The organism is Streptomyces sp. NPDC030820, from assembly GCF_055572075.1.
The window spans coordinates 726,229-741,917 of record NZ_JBVIEB010000001.1 but is presented as its reverse complement, the minus strand read 5'-3'; the positions used below and the strand labels follow the sequence as shown (position 1 = coordinate 741,917).

General features: G+C 68.9%; 15 protein-coding genes. 6 read left to right on the top strand and 9 right to left on the bottom strand.

Annotated elements, in window-relative coordinates; genetic code table 11:
* Window positions 1-13 precede the first annotated feature (13 nt).
* The 6 genes from ACZ418_RS03325 to ACZ418_RS03300 form a co-directional block, all read right to left on the bottom strand.
* Window positions 14-751: a TerD family protein gene (locus ACZ418_RS03325; RefSeq protein ID WP_468356146.1), complete on the bottom strand. Its 738-nt coding sequence runs from the start codon at window positions 749-751 to the stop codon at window positions 14-16.
* A gap of 142 nt (window positions 752-893) precedes the next feature.
* Window positions 894-2,033 carry a DUF475 domain-containing protein gene (locus ACZ418_RS03320; RefSeq protein ID WP_468356143.1) on the bottom strand — a complete coding sequence of 380 codons (1,140 nt, stop codon included), beginning with the start codon at window positions 2,031-2,033 and terminating at the stop codon, window positions 894-896.
* 109 nt (window positions 2,034-2,142) lie between these two features.
* Window positions 2,143-2,721 carry a TerD family protein gene (locus ACZ418_RS03315; RefSeq protein WP_228620119.1) on the bottom strand — a complete coding sequence of 193 codons (579 nt, stop codon included), beginning with the start codon at window positions 2,719-2,721 and terminating at the stop codon, window positions 2,143-2,145.
* A 107-nt stretch (window positions 2,722-2,828) separates the two neighbouring features.
* Window positions 2,829-3,404: a TerD family protein gene (locus ACZ418_RS03310; protein ID WP_468356140.1), complete on the bottom strand. Its 576-nt coding sequence runs from the start codon at window positions 3,402-3,404 to the stop codon at window positions 2,829-2,831.
* Window positions 3,405-3,552: 148 nt separating this feature from the next.
* Window positions 3,553-4,011, bottom strand: a complete 459-nt coding sequence (locus tag ACZ418_RS03305; RefSeq protein ID WP_468356137.1) for a peroxiredoxin — start codon at window positions 4,009-4,011, stop codon at window positions 3,553-3,555.
* A gap of 134 nt (window positions 4,012-4,145) precedes the next feature.
* Window positions 4,146-4,583 (bottom strand): DUF3052 domain-containing protein, encoded by a 438-nt coding sequence (locus ACZ418_RS03300; RefSeq protein WP_361244565.1) that lies wholly within the window; start codon window positions 4,581-4,583, stop codon window positions 4,146-4,148.
* A 414-nt stretch (window positions 4,584-4,997) separates the two neighbouring features.
* Here ACZ418_RS03300 and aceE point away from each other — a divergent pair, with 414 nt between their 5' ends.
* The gene (gene aceE, locus ACZ418_RS03295) at window positions 4,998-7,745 is read left to right on the top strand and encodes a pyruvate dehydrogenase (acetyl-transferring), homodimeric type (RefSeq protein WP_468356134.1); all 2,748 of its coding nucleotides are present in this window, start codon (window positions 4,998-5,000) and stop codon (window positions 7,743-7,745) included.
* A 499-nt stretch (window positions 7,746-8,244) separates the two neighbouring features.
* On the opposite strand, the gene ACZ418_RS03290 is transcribed toward aceE, so the two are convergent.
* The gene (locus tag ACZ418_RS03290; RefSeq protein WP_468356131.1) at window positions 8,245-9,864 is read right to left on the bottom strand and encodes an MFS transporter; all 1,620 of its coding nucleotides are present in this window, start codon (window positions 9,862-9,864) and stop codon (window positions 8,245-8,247) included.
* A gap of 66 nt (window positions 9,865-9,930) precedes the next feature.
* Here ACZ418_RS03290 and ACZ418_RS03285 point away from each other — a divergent pair, with 66 nt between their 5' ends.
* From ACZ418_RS03285 to ACZ418_RS03275, 3 genes are all read left to right on the top strand, one after another.
* Window positions 9,931-10,566, top strand: a complete 636-nt coding sequence (locus tag ACZ418_RS03285) for a TetR family transcriptional regulator (protein WP_468356128.1) — start codon at window positions 9,931-9,933, stop codon at window positions 10,564-10,566.
* 83 nt (window positions 10,567-10,649) lie between these two features.
* Entirely contained in the window at window positions 10,650-11,867 is a 1,218-nt protein-coding gene (locus ACZ418_RS03280) for an alpha/beta hydrolase (RefSeq protein WP_468356125.1), read from the top strand.
* A 66-nt stretch (window positions 11,868-11,933) separates the two neighbouring features.
* Window positions 11,934-12,782, top strand: a complete 849-nt coding sequence (locus tag ACZ418_RS03275; RefSeq protein WP_468356122.1) for a DUF4429 domain-containing protein — start codon at window positions 11,934-11,936, stop codon at window positions 12,780-12,782.
* A gap of 1 nt (window position 12,783) precedes the next feature.
* Here ACZ418_RS03275 and ACZ418_RS03270 read toward each other — a convergent pair whose 3' ends face one another.
* Together ACZ418_RS03270 and ACZ418_RS03265 are read right to left on the bottom strand one after the other, a co-directional pair.
* Window positions 12,784-13,800, bottom strand: coding sequence for an aldo/keto reductase (locus ACZ418_RS03270; RefSeq protein ID WP_468356119.1), 1,017 nt, complete (start codon window positions 13,798-13,800; stop codon window positions 12,784-12,786).
* Window positions 13,797-14,261 (bottom strand): MerR family transcriptional regulator, encoded by a 465-nt coding sequence (locus tag ACZ418_RS03265; protein ID WP_468356116.1) that lies wholly within the window; start codon window positions 14,259-14,261, stop codon window positions 13,797-13,799. Before ACZ418_RS03265 ends, ACZ418_RS03270 begins: the two co-directional genes overlap by 4 nt.
* Before the next feature lie 96 nt (window positions 14,262-14,357).
* Here ACZ418_RS03265 and ACZ418_RS03260 point away from each other — a divergent pair, with 96 nt between their 5' ends.
* Together ACZ418_RS03260 and ACZ418_RS03255 are read left to right on the top strand one after the other, a co-directional pair.
* On the top strand, window positions 14,358-14,834 hold the full coding sequence (locus tag ACZ418_RS03260; protein ID WP_468356113.1) for a GNAT family N-acetyltransferase: 477 nt from the start codon (window positions 14,358-14,360) through the stop codon (window positions 14,832-14,834).
* A gap of 19 nt (window positions 14,835-14,853) precedes the next feature.
* Entirely contained in the window at window positions 14,854-15,684 is an 831-nt protein-coding gene (locus ACZ418_RS03255; protein WP_468356110.1) for a serine hydrolase domain-containing protein, read from the top strand.
* The last annotated feature ends 5 nt before the right edge of the window (window positions 15,685-15,689 follow it).

The window sequence follows — 15,689 nt, the reverse complement described above, 5'->3', positions numbered from 1 at the left end:
TGCGCCTACCGGCTCACCTGTCCACCTTCGTCTTGTAGCCCCTGCCCCACTGCAGCCCCCACCCGTACAACCGGTCCAGCTCCCCCTGGAAGCCGTACACGAACTTCACCTCTCGGCGTACGACCAGCTCGCCCTTGACGTTCTCGATCATCACCACCGCGCACGAGCGGGCCTGCGGATGCCGCTCGTCCAGGCCTATCTCGATGCGAGGACCGTTGCTGGGGTAGAGAGTCACGATCGCGTGCGTCCGGTCGAAGGCCGGGGTCTGGTCGTAGATGTAGACGAAGACCAGCAGGCGCTTGATGGCGTCGCGGTGGTCGAGGTTGACGTACATCGTCTCGCCGGACGCCGAGCCGAACCGGTCGTCGCCGCTGAGCTTGATGTACGGCGGTGCGTTGACGTCGCCGAGGTAGTTGCCGAGGGGCTGGACGACGCCCTTGGTGCCGTCGGTCAGTTCGTAGAGGCAGCCCAGGTCGAGGTCGACGTTGACCATGCTCTGGCCGTGGCCGAGGACCTCTGGTGGCCTGAGGGCCTTGAAGGGGTGCCTCAGCAGGCTGGTGCGCTGGTTGCTGTCGAAGTCGGAGGTGCGCATCCGCCAGGTGAGGTTGATGCGCAGATGGCCGGTGGCCGCGTCCTGCTTGGTGAGGGACACCGTCTGGTGCCGCCTGGTCAGTTCTATGGAGTTCGTCGAGGCGTTGCCCGCGTCGAATTCGGCGGCGCTGGCGCCCCGCAGCCCGTCGAAGAATCCCATTCCCGCCCCCAGGTGCTCATGTACTCGTTCACCACGCCGTCGGGGCGGCCGACCGCGTCGGCCGCCCCGATTCAGAGCGTTCCTCGCCCGGCGGGGTGTCACACCCCGTCACGGCCCGGATCTGTCCCGTAGGGGACCCGGCTCACACCCCTGAGGAGACCTCGGCCTTCTCGTCGGTGCCCTCGCCCTCGGCCGCCAGTGCGCGGTTGCGGCGGACGGAGGACCAGAAGGACAGGGCGATCAGGATGACACCGACGAGTCCGGTGATGACCTCGTTGATCTCGTACTGGATGGTGACCATGAGGATCACGGCCAGGGCGCCGATGGCGTAGTGGGCGCCGTGCTCCAGGAAGACGTAGTCGTCGAGGGTGCCCTGGCGGACCAGGTAGACCGTGAGCGAGCGGACGTACATCGCGCCGATGCCGAGGCCGAGGGCCATCATCACGATGTCGTTGGTGATGGCGAAGGCGCCGATCACGCCGTCGAAGGAGAAGGACGCGTCCAGGACCTCCAGGTAGAGGAACATGAAGAACGCGGCCTGGCCGGCCAGCAGCACCGCCGACTTCTTCTTGCCGGTGCGGGCGGCCTCTTCCTCCTCCTCGTGCTCGCGCTCCTCCTCTTCCTCCAGCCGGTCCTCGAAGTAGCCGGACAGGCCGCCGACGATCATGTACGTGATCAGGCCGGCGATGCCGGCGATCAGGACCGTCTGCGCCTTGTCGACATGGGCGCCGCCGTGCTGGTGGGCGTAGGTGGCGAAGGTGAAGGAGGTGATCAGCAGGACGATCAGGGCGATGCAGACCGCCAGCATGTCGACCTTGCCGAGCTTGGCGAGCGGGCGCTCGATCCAGCGCAGCCACTGGATGTCCCGGTCCTCGAAGATGAAGTCCAGGAAGATCATCAGCAGGAACATTCCGCCGAACGCGGCGATCGCCGGGTGGGCGTCGGTGACCAGCTGCTGGTAGCGGTCCTTGTCGGTGAGGGCCAGGTGGACCGCGTCGTAGGGGTTGAGCTTGGCGGTGAGGGCGACGATCACGACGGGGAAGACCAGCCGCATGCCGAACACCGCGATGAGAACGCCGACCGTGAGGAAGATCTTCTGCCAGAAGGCGTTCATCTTCTTCAGGATGCCGGCGTTGACCACCGCGTTGTCGAACGACAGCGAGATCTCGAGGATGGCCAGGATCGCAACGACGCCGAAGGCCTCCCACCCCCCGTAGAAGACCGCGGCGACCAGGCCGAGCGCGGTGACCGCGAACGACCAGCCGAAGGTTTTCAGAAGCACTGGCTACCCCATCTTGTCGGTACGGGTCTCCCCCGTGCCGTACTCGGCTTTGCGAAACATTGACCCCGAGTCTAGAGGGACACGCTGCCGGCCGTACCGCCCAGGGCCGCTACGAGACATTCACCCCGAAGTCGAGGGCGATGCCGCGCAGGCCCGACGCATACCCCTGCCCGACGGCGCGGAACTTCCATTCGCCCTGGTAGCGGTACAGCTCGCCGAAGATCATGGCGGTCTCGGTGGAGGCGTCCTCGCTCAGGTCGTAGCGGGCCAGTTCCTGGCCGTCGGCCTGGTTCACGACCCGGATGAAGGCGTTGGAGACCTGGCCGAAGGTCTGGCCGCGCTCGTCCGCCATGTGGATGGAGACCGGGAAGACGATCTTCTCGCAGTGCGCCGGCACCTTGCCGAGGTCCACCAGGATCGACTCGTCGTCGCCCTCGCCCTCACCGGTGAGGTTGTCGCCGGTGTGCTCGACCGAGCCGTCGGGGCTCTTGAGCTGGTTGTAGAAGACGAACCACTCGTCGCCCAGGACGCGGTTGCCGGCGCCGCACAGCAGCGCACTGGCGTCCAGGTCGAAGGGGGCGCCGGTGGTGGAACGCGCGTCCCAGCCGAGGCCGATCATGACGTTGGTGAGATTCGGTGCGGCTTTCGAGAGGGAGACATTGCCTCCCTTGGCGAGCGTGACGCCCATGATTGCTGGTCCTCCCCTAGTGGTGCTTCCCTGGTTGTCCTGCGCGTCCGGCGCCGCCCGTAAACGGTGCGGCGCCGGACGGTGCAGGTGTCCTGACCCTGCCGGGATCAGACGTTGACGCCGAAGTCCTGCGCGATGCCGCGCAGGCCCGAGGCGTAGCCCTGGCCGATGGCGCGGAACTTCCACTCCGCCCCGTGCCGGTAGAGCTCGCCGAAGACCATGGCGGTCTCGGTGGAGGCGTCCTCGCTCAGGTCGTAGCGGGCGATCTCCTGCTGGTTGGCCTGGTTCACGACGCGGATGAAGGCGTTGCGGACCTGGCCGAAGGATTGCTGGCGGTTCTCTGCGTCGTAGATCGACACCGGGAAGACGATCTTCTCGATGTCGGCCGGGACGCCGGACAGGTTGACCTTGATCTGCTCGTCGTCCCCCTCGCCCTCACCGGTGAGGTTGTCACCGGTGTGCTCGACCGAGCCGTCGGGGCTCTTGAGGTTGTTGAAGAAGACGAAGTGCTGGTCGCTGGCGACCTTGCCGGAGTTGTTCAGCAGCAGCGCGCTGGCGTCGAGGTCGAAGTCGGAGCCGGTCGTGGTGCGCACGTCCCACCCCAGACCGACGATGACGGCGGTCAGGCCCGGGGCCTCCTTCGTCAGCGATACGTTGCCGCCCTTGCTGAGGCTGACTCCCACGGGTCCTCCATGTGGTGTCCAGGGGCGGGGAGCCCCGTCGTGCTTCGGATATGGGATCAACGAGCCGATCCTAGTGACGGGTTCCCGCCCCCCGCAGACCCTGGACCCGGAGCATCACAGGTGTCGGCCACGGTCGGCCTACAGGGGCCTACAGGGTGTCGAGCGCCTTCACGTAGTCGTTCAGGTCGCGCGCGTCCGGCAGGCCGTTGACCACGGTCCACCGCACGACGCCTTCCTTGTCGATGATGAAGGTGCCCCGGACGGCGCATCCCTTGTCCTCGTCGAAGACGCCGTACGCGCGCGAGACGTTGCCGTGCGGCCAGAAGTCGCTGAGCAGCGGGTACTCCAGGCCCTCCTGCTCGGCGAAGACGCGCAGGGTGTGGATGGAGTCGTTGGAGACGGCGAGCAGCTGGGTGTCGCGGCCTTCGAACCTCGGCAGGTTGTCGCGCAGCTCGCACAGTTCGCCGGTGCACACGCCGGTGAAGGCGAAGGGGTAGAAGAGCAGGACCACGTTCTTCTCGCCGCGGAAGTCCGAGAGCTTCACGCTCCGGCCGTGGTTGTCCTTGAGCTCGAAGTCGGGCGCCTTGTCGCCGACCTGGATCGCCATCGTCGTGCATCCCTTCGGTGGGCCGTTCGGGTGAGCGCACAGCACACGCTCGGGTCCACCCTACGCAGCGATCACCGGGGCCTTCCGGACGGGCTGGGGCGAAATCCAGCCCGTCCGGTGGTGGGAAGAGGAGATCACCTCTTGGACTTGGCCGCCTTCGGCGTGGCCAGCCGGCTGCCGCTCCAGTCCTTGCCCACGCTGACGCTCTTCGAGGCCGTCAGGCCGGCCGTCGTGGCGGCGTCCTGGATGTCGCTCGGCTCGACGTACCCCGTACGGCCGGTCTTCGGCGTCAGGAGCAGGATCGCGCCACCCTCTTCGATGTACGTGGTGGCATCCACCAGCGCATCCGTCAGGTCGCCGTCGTCATCACGGAACCACAGCACAACGGCGTCGGCCACGTCGTCGTACTCCTCGTCCATCAGGTCGCCCTCGATGGTTTCCTCGATGGCCTCGCGGAGCTCCTGATCGACGTCGTCGTCGTAGCCGATCTCCTGGACCACCTGCCCGGGCTGGAACCCCAGCCTGGCGGCAGGGTTCGTCCGCTCCTCCGCGTGGTCCGCGGTCGCGCTCACGGGTTGCCTCCTGATCATGTCTTGGTGAGTATCTCAGCCACGCGCGTGCGCGAAGCATTGGCCGTAGTCCACACGGGCGGGGCGGATCGCGCAAGTACCCGGCCGTTTGGACCGCCGAAACGGTGACGATACCGGCCGTGTCGCCGCAACTCCTGGCACCGTACCCCGATTCCACGTGACCCACATCACACCGATGTGCCCGGTTTGCACCGTTCGGAATCATCTCAGAATCATCCGCTGATACGCCCCTCGAACGCCTTTGCCAAGCGCGTCACACCCCGGGCGTATCGTTGCGTTTTGACCGGTGCGGACACGATGCACACCGAGGAGATGACGTATGCCCTCCCGAGGTACACGATGGGGAGCGGTGTAGGCAGGTGCGAACAACTGGCCCTCTGACAGGTAAGGAACAGCGTGGCTTCCGGATCCGATCGCAATCCGATCATCATTGGCGGCCTTCCGAGTCAGGTTCCTGACTTCGATCCCGAAGAGACCCAGGAGTGGCTCGATTCCCTCGACGCCGCCGTGGACGAGCGCGGCCGGGAGCGGGCCCGCTACCTCATGCTCCGGCTGATCGAGCGGGCCCGCGAGCGGCGCGTGGCCGTGCCCGAGATGCGCAGCACGGACTACGTGAACACGATCCCGACCAAGAGCGAGCCGTTCTTCCCGGGCAACGAGGAGATCGAGCGCAAGATCCTCAACGCGACCCGCTGGAACGCCGCGGTGATGGTCTCCCGCGCCCAGCGCCCCGGTATCGGCGTCGGCGGCCACATCGCCACCTTCGCCTCCTCCGCCTCGCTGTACGACGTCGGCTTCAACCACTTCTTCCGCGGCAAGGACCAGGGCGACGGCGGCGACCAGGTCTTCTTCCAGGGCCACGCCTCCCCGGGCATCTACGCCCGCGCGTACCTGCTCGACCGGCTCACCGCGGACCAGCTGGACGGCTTCCGCCAGGAGAAGTCGAGGTACCCGAACGGCCTGTCCAGCTACCCGCACCCCCGCTCCATGCCGGACTTCTGGGAGTTCCCGACGGTCTCCATGGGCCTCGGCCCGCTCGGCGCGATCTACCAGGCGCGGATGAACCGCTACATGGAGGCGCGCGGCATCGCCGACACCTCCAGGTCGCACGTGTGGGCGTTCCTCGGCGACGGCGAGATGGACGAGCCGGAGTCGCTCGGCCAGCTGTCCATCGCGGCCCGGGAGGGCCTGGACAACCTGACCTTCGTCGTCAACTGCAACCTGCAGCGGCTCGACGGCCCGGTGCGCGGCAACGGCAAGATCATCCAGGAGCTGGAGTCGATCTTCCGGGGCGCCGGCTGGAACGTGATCAAGCTGATCTGGGACCGCACCTGGGACCCGCTGCTCGCGCAGGACCGGGACGGCATCCTCGTCAACAAGATGAACACGACCCCGGACGGGCAGTTCCAGACGTACGCCACGGAGTCCGGCGCGTACATCCGCGAGCACTTCTTCGGCGACGACCACCGGCTGCGCGCGATGGTCGAGAACATGACCGACGACCAGATCCTGCACCTGGGCCGCGGCGGTCACGACCACCGCAAGATCTACGCGGCGTTCAAGGCGGCCAAGGAGCACAAGGGCCAGCCGACGGTCATCCTGGCCAAGACGATCAAGGGCTGGACGCTGGGCCCCAACTTCGAGGGCCGCAACGCCACGCACCAGATGAAGAAGCTGACGGTCGACGACCTCAAGCGCTTCCGGGACCGGCTGCACCTGCCGATCTCCGACAAGGAGCTGGAGTCCGGCCCGCCGCCGTACTACCACCCGGGCCGGGACACGGACGAGATCCAGTACATGCACGACATGCGCCATCAGTGCGGCGGGTACGTCCCGACGCGCGTCGTGCGCTCCAAGCCGCTCGCGCTGCCGGACGACAAGGCGTACGCGACGGTGAAGAAGGGCACGGGCCAGCAGTCCATCGCCACGACGATGGCCTTCGTCCGGCTCCTGAAGGACCTCATGCGGGACAAGGAGATCGGCCGGCGGTTCGTGCTGATCGCGCCGGACGAGTACCGCACGTTCGGCATGGACTCCTTCTTCCCGAGCGCGAAGATCTACAACCCGCTCGGCCAGCAGTACGAGTCGGTCGACCGGGAGTTGCTGCTCGCCTACAAGGAGTCGCCGACCGGCCAGATGCTGCACGACGGCATCTCCGAGGCGGGCTGTACGGCCTCCCTGATCGCGGCGGGCTCGGCCTACGCCACGCACGGCGAACCGCTGATCCCGGTCTACGTCTTCTACTCGATGTTCGGTTTCCAGCGCACCGGCGACCAGTTCTGGCAGATGGCCGACCAGCTGGCGCGCGGATTCGTGCTCGGCGCGACCGCCGGCCGTACGACGCTGACCGGTGAGGGCCTGCAGCACGCGGACGGCCATTCGCAGCTGCTCGCCTCGACCAACCCGGCGTGCGTGGCCTACGACCCGGCGTACGCCTACGAGATCGCGCACATCGTCCAGGACGGCCTGCGGCGGATGTACGGCGGCGACGCCGAGCACCCGCACGGCGAGGACGTCTTCTACTACCTCACCGTCTACAACGAGCCCATCCAGCACCCGGCCGAGCCGGCGAACGTGGACGTCGAGGGCATCCTCAAGGGCGTCTACAAGCTCAGCGAGGGCACGAGCGGCTCGGTCCCGGCGCAGATCATGGCGTCCGGCGTGGCGGTCCCCTGGGCGCTGGAGGCACAGCGGATCCTCGCCGCGGACTGGAACGTGCGCGCCGACGTCTGGTCGGCCACCTCCTGGAACGAGCTGCGCCGCGAGGCGGTGGCGTGCGAGGAGCACAATCTGCTGCACCCGGAGGAGGAGCAGCGGGTGCCGTATGTGACGCGGAAGCTCAGCGGCGCCGAGGGTCCGTTCGTGGCCGTGTCCGACTGGATGCGATCTGTTCCGGACCAGATCGCGCGGTGGGTGCCGGGCACGTACCAGTCGCTGGGCGCGGACGGCTTCGGCTTCGCCGACACCCGGGGTGCGGCGCGGCGCTTCTTCCACATCGACGCCCAGTCGATCGTCGTCGCGGTGCTGACCGAGCTGGCCCGCGAGGGCAAGGTGGACCGCTCGGTGCTGAAGCAGGCCATCGACCGGTACCAGCTGCTGGACGTGTCGGCGGCGCATCCGGGGGCGGCGGGCGGCGACGCGTAGCGGCTGCGCTCGGCTTTGACCGGGCGGCAACCGGGGAAGGTCTGCTGGTTCGTCGCCGAGTGCGGGGGTCTGCGTGGCCGGTCGCGCAGTTCCCCGCGCCCCTTTGGGGCGCGTTTACGATGCCGGCATGAACGATCAGTCGGCGCAGGCGCGTTGGGGTACGGGGATCATGCGCCGACGAGCGGGCACATCGAAGACGACGGCACTGCAGCTCCCCAAGGGGCGCGGGGAACTGCGCGACAAGCCACGACGGAGCCGCACCCGGCAACGAACCGGTGCCCCCACCCCAGTTGCCGGAACCGCCAAGGCACCGCAGGCCATCGCAGGCATTGGCGCGCGCAGCCCCCTCCGCAGCGCGCGCCACAGCCCGGCCCGTCCTCCCATGCCCTGCGGAGGACTTGACCCACTGTGACCTGCGGCGCGCGCCCGGTGCGAGCGATCTTTAGCGAAGTCACCCTGATAGGGGAACTCCGCCCGGAAGGCACCCGGGCGGAGAGCCTCAGATGTGGCCCACGCCCGCGCCCGCCTCCGCGTTCGCGCCCCGCTTGGTGAGCAGCGCGACAAGGACGGCGAGCGCCGCCACCCCCGCGGCGACCAGGGAGGCGAGGCTCATGCCGGAGATGAACGTGTGGTGGGCGACCTCGGTGATCTTCGCGGCGATCTGGTCCGGCACCCCCTTCGGCACCGGGGCGACGCCGACCTGGACCGCCTCCGAGGCCTTGCCGAGCTGACCCGGGGTCAGCTGCGGCAGCCCGGCGCCGGTCCAGTTGCCCGGCAGGTCGCTGTCGACCTTGGAGGCCATCACGGCGCCCAGCACGGCCGTACCGAGGCTGCCGCCGATCTGCATGGCCGCCTGCTGGAGGCCGCCCGCCACACCGGAGAGCTCCATCGGGGCGTTGCCGACGATGACCTCGGTGGCGCCGACCATGACCGGCGCGAGGCCGAGGCCGAGCAGCGCGAACCAGATCGACATCACACCGCTGCCGGTGTCGGCCTCGAGCGTCGACATGCCGTACATGGCGATCGCGGTCGCGGCCATACCGCCGGCCAGCGGGATGCGCGGGCCGAGCTTGGTGATCGCGGCACCGGCGAGCGGCGAGCCGACGATCATCATTCCGGTGAGCGGCAGCAGGTGCAGACCGGCGTCGATCGGGCTCATGCCGTGCACGTTCTGGAGGTAGAACGTCACGAAGAAGAGCCCGCCCATGAAGGCGATGGCCATCAGGACCATCAGGACCACGCCGGCCGACAGCGGTACCGAGCGGAAGAGGCCGAGCGGGATCAGGGGCTCTTCGACCCTCGTCTCCCAGAACGAGAACGCGGCGAAGAGCAGCACGGACCCGGCGATGAAGATCCACGTCCTGCCGTCGCCCCAGCCCCAGGTCGGGGCCTTGATCAGGGCCCAGACCAGGCAGAACATCGCGCCCGAGAGCAGCGCGATGCCGAGGACGTCGAACGAGCGCGGGGCGTTCTTCGCACGGTGGTCGCGCAGGATCAGCACGCCCAGGATCAGGGCGAGCGCTCCCACCGGCACGTTGATGAAGAACACCGACTGCCAGTTGACGTGCTCGACGAGCACACCGCCGAGGATCGGGCCGCCCGCAGTGGACGCGCCGATCACCATGCCCCAGATGCCGATGGCCATGTTGAGCTTCTCGGCCGGGAAAGTGGCCCGCAGCAGGCCGAGCGCGGCCGGCATCAGCAGCGCGCCGAACAGGCCCTGGAAGACGCGGAAGGTGACGACCGCGGCGATGCTGTGGGACAGGCCGATGGCGCCGGAGGCGGTGGCGAAGCCGGTCACACCGATGAGGAAGGTCTGCCGGTGGCCGAAGCGGTCACCGAGCTTGCCCGCGGTGATCAGGGTGACCGCGAGGGCGAGGAAGTAGCCGTTGGTGATCCACTGGACATCGGCGAAGGTCGCGCCCAGGTCCTCCTTGATGGTCGGGTTGGCGATCGCCACGATGGTGCCGTCGAGGGCCACCATCATGACGCCCACGGCGACGGTGATCAGGGTGAGCCAGGGGTGGCCGCGCAGCCCCGCGGCCGGAGGCGACTCGAGCGGGGCTTGAGGTGCCGCGCCCCCCGGCCCCGTCGCGTCGACGGTGGTCTGACTAGTCATGCGTTCGAGGCTAGTGACAGTCTCTGACAATTGACAAACGATTTCATCCGTCAGTAACTGACACATATGGAAACACTGCGCGAACGCAAGAAACAGCGCACCCGGGAGGCGCTGCTGCGGGCCGCTCTGGAGCTCTTCACGACCCAGGGGTACGAGCACACGACCGTCGACGAGATCACCGAGGCCGTCGACGTCTCGCAGCGCACCTTCTTCCGCTACTTCGCCGGCAAGGAGGACGTGGCCTTCGCCGTGCAGGAGATGACGGAGGCGCGCTTCGTCGAGGCCGTACGCGCGCGTCCGCCGCACGAGGCGCCGCTGGAGGCTCTGCGGCAGGCGGTCCTGGAGGGCTGGGACGGGATCCGGGAGACCGTCGAGTCGGCCGTACCCGTCGAGCTGTATCTGCGCATGTACCGGACGATCGAGTCGACGCCCGCGCTGCTCGCCGCCCATCTGCGCCGCTCGGCGGCCACGGAGGAGACGATCGCGCGCCTGCTGGCCGAGCGCGAGGGTGTGGACGTGGACACCGACCCTCGACCGCGGCTGGCCGTGGCCGTGTTCGGCGGAGTGATAAGGGTCACCGAACGGCAGTGGAGCACGGGCGACGACTTCAGTCTGGTGGCGATCCGTCAACTCACCGCGTACTACCTCGATCAGGTGGGTTCGGCACTTGTCGGGAACTGGCGCTCAAACGGAGATCGTTGACAACGCGTTCGACGCCTAGCGAAACGTGATACCTGTCACTCGGTTACCCCGAGACCCTCCCGTTCTCCTAGTGTGTCCTCCCAGTGACTTCCTTCGACACCTCCCCGCAACTGAACGTCTGGCGCGCACTGCTGGCGCTGGCCGTGGTGTTCGTGATGCTCGCGACCACCGGCTGGACCGCCCTGCACAGCCACAGGGAGTCGACCGCACTGCAGGCCTCGCTCACCAAGTGGGAGCACGGCAGGATCCACGGCCTTCATCTGCCGGACCCCAAGGCCGCGCCGTCCCTGCTCAGCCGTTTCTTCGCGTCCCTCTCCCCCGAGGACCGCAGCCGTCTCGCCCGCCGCTACCCGCTCGCGGTCGGCAACATGAACGGCGCCCCCGTCACCTTGCGCTACCGCGCCAACCACATCGCGCTGGAGCAGCAACGCAGGGTCGAGAAGAAACGCATGCACGACAGCCGGCTCAGCGCGGCCGGACAGCAGGACGCGGGCCGTCGTATGCACCGCTACGAGGCCCTGACGAACCCCGGCAGGCAGATCCTGGCCTTCGACCCCGAGGGTTCGGGCCGTATCGCGGAGGTGTTCGGGAACCTGGACCAGGCGCAGCGGATCTCTGTCGTCGTCCCCGGTGTCGACACCGACCTGCTGACCTTCCAGAAGACCAACCGCCAGTACACCGCCCCGGTCGGCATGGCCAAGGCGCTGTACGCGGCGGAGCGCGCGCAGGGCCCCACGACCCGTACGGCCGTGATCGCCTGGGCCGACTACACCGCCCCGGACGGCCTCGGCGTGGACGCGGCCACCGGGCTGCGCGCCGCGGAGGGTGCCGTACGGCTGAACGCACTGCTGGGCGGCCTGCCCGGCCGTGCCCCGGTGACGACGGTCTGCCACAGCTACGGCTCCGTGGTCTGCGGGGTGGCCGCGCACGCCATGCCGCGCCGGGTGACCGACATAGCCGTGGCCGCGAGCCCCGGCATGCGGGTCTCCAGCGCCTCCCACCTGGACACCACGGCCCGGGTGTGGGCCATGCGGGACGCCAGCGACTGGATCCAGGACGTGCCGTATCTGGAGCTCGGCGGCCTCGGGCACGGCGCCGATCCGGTGTCCTCGGCGTTCGGTGCGCGCGTGCTGTCCGCCCGGAACGCGCAGGGCCACGCCGGCTATTTCCAACCGGGCACGGACAGCCTGCGCAACCTCGCCGACGTGGCCGTCGGGGCGTACGACGCGGTGACGTGCGCACGCGAGAACGACCTGTGCCGGGCCGGTGTGTCCGGCAGCACCACGGCCGGACGCGCGTAGAAACAGCAGGAAGTGCGGTCTGCGCGGGTGGCGACGGAGGAGCACGTGCCGCATACGATGAGCCGCATGGGTGACGTACTGGCGGGTTTTCATGCCGTCTGGGAGTTCGAGTCCGACTCCGTGCTCATCCGTTACGAACGGGGGATTCGAACACCGAAGCTTTTCCAGGCACTCGGGGAGCGACGGGTCCCGCTGTCCGCGGTCGAGGGCGTGACGCTCTCCCCGGGCAGACGCGGCACCGTCGTGCTGCGGCTGCTGCCGCGCGTCGGCGCGGATCCGCTGATGGAGGCGGCCGCCGGGCAGCTGAAGGAGGGCTCCGATCCGTACCGGTTGGTGCTGCCGGCCGAGCGGGAGACGCTCGCCGAGTACTACGCCGACGAACTGAAGGGCCTGTTGACCGAGTCCGGGTCCACCGAGCGGCATCTGGTGGCGGCGCCCGAGGCACCGCTGTCGTTCAAGGCGTACGACGGCAAGGCGAGCTTCGACGGTACGGCCGTGCAGTTCCGCTGGTCGTGGACGGGGGCGTCCTCGGCGAAGTGGAAGGCCGGCGACCAGAGTTTTCCGGTCACACAGCTGAGCGGGGTGGAGTGGCGGTCGCCGGAGGTGTTCGAGGGACATCTGCGGCTGGTTCGCCGTGACTGTGGCTCGGACGCGTTCCCGCAGCCCGATCAGGATCCGGCGGCCGTGGTCTTCGGGCTGGGGTACGGGCCGGTGCACGAGTCACTGCCCTTCGCCGCGGCGGTCCTGGCGGCCGTACGCACGCGGGGGCCGGTACCTGCGGTACCGGCCCCGTCCCGGCGCGACCCGGCGGACATCGCCGAACGGATCCGGCATCTCGGGGAGTTGCACCAGGCCGGGTTGGTCACCGACGAGGAGTTCTCCTCCAAGAAGGCCGAGCTGCTGGCGGAGCTCTGAGCTACTCCCGGCCCGCGGAGGTGAACGCCATGTCCGCGTACCGGGCACCTGCCACCTTCGCCGCGATCGGCTCCAGTTGGGACAGTTCCTCGTCCGTCAGGACGATCGCCGTCGCCGCCACGTTCTCCTCCACCCGGTTCGGCTTGCGGGTGCCCGGGATCGGAATCACCGGCAGGGCGTCGATCGTCGCCCGCTGCTGTACCCAGGCCAGGGCGATCTGGCCGAGGGTGGCGTCGTGGGCCTCGGCGATCGCGCGGATCGGCTCCAGGAGGGCCGCGTTGGCAGTCGCGTTGGCGCCGGTGAAGCGGGGCTGCTGACGGCGGAAGTCGTCGGCCGTGAGCTCCTGTTCGGCGTTGGTGAAGGAGCCGGTGAGGAAGCCGCGGCCGAGCGGCGAGTACGGCACCAGGGCGACGCCCAGGTCCCGCGCGGCCGGTACGACCTTCGCCTCGATGTCCCGGCTGAACAGGGACCACTCCGACTGCACGGCCGCGATCGGGTGCACGGCGTGCGCGGCGCGCAGCTCGTCGGCGGTGACCTCGCTCAGCCCGAGGTGCTTGACCTTGCCCTCGCGGACCAGCTCCGCCATCGTGCCGACGGTCTCCTCGATGGGGACGTTCACATCGCGGCGGTGCATGTAGTACAGGTCGATCACATCGACGTCGAGCCGCTTCAGGCTGGCCTCGACGGCCTCGCGGATGTACGGCGCGTCGTTGCGGATGATCCGCTTGGTCGGGTCGTCCTCCGGGATCGACAGGGCGAACTTGGTGGCGATGACCACCTCGTCCCGGTGCGCCGTGAAGAAGGGGGAGAGGAAGCGCTCGTTCTCACCCGCGCCGTAGGCGTCCGCCGTGTCGTACAGCGTCACGCCCAGCTCCAGCGCCCGCTCCAGCGCGGCGCGCGCCTGGCCGGCGTCGGTGGGGCCGTACGCGAAGCTCATCCCCATGCAGCCGAGGCCCTGTACGCCCACCTCCGGCCCGTCCTCGCCGAGCCGTACGGTCGGAATCCTGGCGTCGGTCATCGCGTGGTCCCCTCCATCGCGTAGAAGCTGATCTTGCGGTCGAGTACGGCGAGCGTGTCCCGCAGTTCGGCGATCCTGTTCAGCACGTCCTGGCGGGTCGACTCCAGCAGGTCCCGCCGTTCCCCGTAGGTGCTCTCGCCCTCCCGGACCAGTTCCGCGTACCGGACCATGTCCGCCACCGGCATGCCGGTCAGCCGCAGCTTGGTCACGAAGTCCAGCCAGTCCAGGTCGCGGTTGCTGTAGCGCCGCTGACCGGTGTGCGAGCGGTCGACGTGCGGCATCAGGCCGATCCGCTCGTACCAGCGCAGGGTGTGCGCGGTCAGGCCGGTGAAGGCGACGACCTCGCTGATCGTGTAGCGGTCCTGGCCGTCGGGGCGTGGATGGCGTCTGGGTGGGGCGGCGCAGATGTCTGCGGGGGCCGTGCGTGCGGTGTCGGCTGGCGTGGTCTGCATCACCGTCATGGCCCCCACGCTATGGGGTTGGAGTGCACTCCAAGCAAGCGGATTCGGTAAGAAATCCGGGGACGCGGGCCGGGGCGCCTGGCTAGCGTGCGGCACATGAGTCTTGCACGCCGGGCGCTGCCCGAGGATGCCGAGGAACTGCTGCGTCTGCGGCAGGTGATGATCGACTCCATGTGGAGCGGGGAGGGCGGCGGGTCGACGGACTGGCATGCCGAGTCGCTGCCGACGCTGCGGAAGCGGCTGACCGAGCGGGACGGTGACTTCGTCGCCTTCGTCGTGGACCATCCGGACCGGCCGGGGACGCTGGCCGCGCTGGTGGTCGGGACGCTGGAGTACCGCATCGGCAAGGCCGGCAATCCGCACGGGCGGGTCGGGCACGTCTTCAGCGTCGCGACCGACCCGGACGCCCGGCGGCGCGGGTACGCGCGCGCGGCCATGGAGGAGCTGCTGGCCTGGTTCCGGGAGCGCGGCGCGGGCCATGTGCTGCTGAACGCCTCCCCGGAGGCCGAGCCGCTGTACGCCTCGCTCGGCTTCAAGCGGGACCCGGACCCGTCGATGCGGCTGCTGCTGTGAGCCGCATAGGCTCGGGAGCATGTCGTTGAACAGCCTGAACAGCTTGGCGTCGATCGAGAACTGGCCCGTCCCCACCGCGGCGGCGGGTGTCGTGCGAGCCGACGGGACCGTCCTCGGGACGCACGGTCCCGTCGGGCACCGCTTTCCGCTCGCCTCGGTCACCAAGCCGCTGGCCGCCTACGCGGCGCTGGTCGCGTACGAGGAAGGCGCGATCGAGCTGGACGAGCCGGCCGGGCCGCCCGGCTCGACCGTCCGCCACCTCCTCGCGCACACCTCGGGGCTGGCCTTCGACGAGCACAATGCGATGGCGCCTCCCGGTGAGCGCCGCCTCTACTCCAACGCCGGCTTCGAGCAGCTCGGGGACCACATCGCCAAGGCGACGGACATTCCGTTCGCCGAGTATCTGCGGCAGGCCGTGCTGGAGCCGCTGGGCATGACGTCCACCACACTGGAGGGCTCCCCGGCGAAGGACGGGGTGTCCACGGTGGCCGACCTGCTGCGGTTCGCGGCGGAGGTGCAGGCGCCGCGGCTGCTGGATCCGCGGACGGTCGCGGAGGCGATGAGCGTGCAGTACCCGGGGACGAAGGGGGTGCTGCCCGGGTACGGCCACCAGAACCCGAACGACTGGGGGCTGGGCTTCGAGATCCGCGACTCCAAGTCGCCGCACTGGACGGGGAGTTCGTCCTCCCCACGCACCTTTGGACATTTCGGGCAGTCCGGTACGTTTCTGTGGATCGACCCCGATGCGGGAGTTGCGGGCGCTGCCCTGACGGACAGGGCGTTCGGGCCCTGGGCGATCGAGGCGTGGCCGGTGTTCACGGACGCGGTGCTGGCGGAGCTGCGGGGCTGAGGCCG

Excerpts from the sequence above, each read along its gene's own strand:
- ACZ418_RS03325 (WP_468356146.1), bottom strand. The coding sequence starts at position 751 with ATGGGATTCTTCGACGGGCTGCGGGGCGCCAGCGCCGCCGAATTCGAC.
- ACZ418_RS03315 (WP_228620119.1), bottom strand. The coding sequence starts at position 2,721 with ATGGGCGTCACGCTCGCCAAGGGAGGCAATGTCTCCCTCTCGAAAGCC.
- ACZ418_RS03305 (WP_468356137.1), bottom strand. The coding sequence starts at position 4,011 with ATGGCGATCCAGGTCGGCGACAAGGCGCCCGACTTCGAGCTCAAGGAC.
- ACZ418_RS03290 (WP_468356131.1), bottom strand. The coding sequence starts at position 9,864 with ATGACTAGTCAGACCACCGTCGACGCGACGGGGCCGGGGGGCGCGGCA.
- ACZ418_RS03285 (WP_468356128.1), top strand. The coding sequence starts at position 9,931 with ATGGAAACACTGCGCGAACGCAAGAAACAGCGCACCCGGGAGGCGCTG.
- ACZ418_RS03275 (WP_468356122.1), top strand. The coding sequence starts at position 11,934 with ATGGGTGACGTACTGGCGGGTTTTCATGCCGTCTGGGAGTTCGAGTCC.
- ACZ418_RS03270 (WP_468356119.1), bottom strand. The coding sequence starts at position 13,800 with ATGACCGACGCCAGGATTCCGACCGTACGGCTCGGCGAGGACGGGCCG.
- ACZ418_RS03265 (WP_468356116.1), bottom strand. The coding sequence starts at position 14,261 with ATGACGGTGATGCAGACCACGCCAGCCGACACCGCACGCACGGCCCCC.
- ACZ418_RS03260 (WP_468356113.1), top strand. The coding sequence starts at position 14,358 with ATGAGTCTTGCACGCCGGGCGCTGCCCGAGGATGCCGAGGAACTGCTG.
- ACZ418_RS03255 (WP_468356110.1), top strand. The coding sequence starts at position 14,854 with ATGTCGTTGAACAGCCTGAACAGCTTGGCGTCGATCGAGAACTGGCCC.